A 1,372-nucleotide genomic window follows, 5' to 3' on the forward strand; every position below is an offset into this window, starting at 1 on the left:
GCGATTCGCCTCAACACAACGGAATCACGCCTCGAGGCCTCTCTCAACCGACTTTGCAACAAAATCGGCGCAAAGCGGACCTTCGTGGATCATTGCGCTTCTGCATCTTTCGGCGTCATTATGCGTCCCTGATAGAGTTCCGGGAACGACGCCCGCAGCGTACCCAGGGAGGACAGACATGACAGTTTCGACTGAACGCGCAGTCCTGGCCGGCGGCTGCTTCTGGGGTGTGCAGGATCTGCTGCGCCGCTATCCCGGCGTGATTTCAACCAGGGTCGGCTACTCCGGCGGCGAGGTGCCAAACGCGACCTATCGCAACCACGGCAATCATGCGGAAGCCGTTGAGATCATCTTCGATCCCGGGACCATCAGCTATCGGAAGCTCCTGGAATTCTTTTTCCAGATCCATGATCCTTCGACGTTGAATCGCCAGGGCAACGACCGGGGCGCGAGCTACCGGTCGGCCATCTTCTATACCAGCGACGCGCAGAAGCGGATCGCGGAAGACACCATCGCCGATGTCGATGCTTCCGGGCTTTGGCCGGGCAAGGTCGTCACGGAGGTGGCTCCCGCCGGACCGTTCTGGGAGGCCGAGCCCGAGCATCAGGATTATCTGGAGAAATATCCGGACGGCTACACCTGCCACTTCATTCGGCCGGACTGGACCCTGCCGCACCGGGCGGAGAAAGCCGAACCAGGCGCGAGAGGAGTTTCGGCCGCATGACAAAAGCCTCCGATCTGCTGGTGGCCGCCCTTGAGAACGAGGGCGTTGGGTACGTCTTCGCCATTCCCGGCGAGGAGAATCTCGACGTGCTGGAGTCGCTGCGGCGCTCGAAGATCAAGCTGGTGCTGACGCGGCACGAACAGGCTGCCGGCTTCATGGCGGCCACCTACGGGCGTCTCACCGGGCGCGCGGGCGTCTGCCTGACGACGCTGGGTCCCGGTGCGCTCAATTTGACGACGGCTGCGGCCTACGCGCATTTGGGCGCGATGCCGATGGTCATGATCACAGGACAGAAGGCGATCCGAAGCAGCCGCCAGGCGCGCTTCCAAATCGTGGACATCGTCGCGACCATGCGGCCGCTCACCAAAATGGCGACGCAGATCGTTTCCGCGCAGAGTATTCCGACCCTGGTTCGCGACGCCTTCCGGGTCGCGCAGCAGGAGCGGCCGGGCCCCGTGCATCTCGAACTGCCCGAGGACATCGCGGCCGACGAAGCCGCGGCCGACATCATTCCCCCACATGTCGTCGAGCTTCCGGTCGCGGCTGCAGCGGCCATCGATCGCGCCGCAGCCATGATCATGGGCGCCAGTAGGCCGCTCGTCATGCTGGGCGCCGCGGCGAGCCGCCCGCATCTCGCCGAGCCGCTGT

At 64.1% G+C, this 1,372-nt stretch carries 2 protein-coding genes; both read left to right on the plus strand.

The annotated features are described in order from the left end of the window. The first annotated feature begins 178 nt into the window (after positions 1–178). Complete coding sequence (msrA, locus tag CQ13_RS15250) at positions 179–724, plus strand: peptide-methionine (S)-S-oxide reductase MsrA (RefSeq protein WP_057843688.1); 546 nt, start codon at positions 179–181, stop codon at positions 722–724. Continuing rightward, positions 721–1,372, plus strand: a 652-nt coding sequence (locus tag CQ13_RS15255) for a thiamine pyrophosphate-binding protein (RefSeq protein WP_245309190.1), incomplete at its 3' end; no start/stop codon positions are given. The genes msrA and CQ13_RS15255, both read left to right, overlap by 4 nt.

It is taken from the genome of Bradyrhizobium retamae, assembly GCF_001440415.1.
Classification (GTDB): domain Bacteria; phylum Pseudomonadota; class Alphaproteobacteria; order Rhizobiales; family Xanthobacteraceae; genus Bradyrhizobium; species Bradyrhizobium retamae.

What these genes read in the sequence shown, in the direction of transcription:
- msrA (WP_057843688.1), top strand. Translation starts at nt 179, where the DNA reads ATGACAGTTTCGACTGAACGCGCAGTCCTGGCCGGCGGCTGCTTCTGG.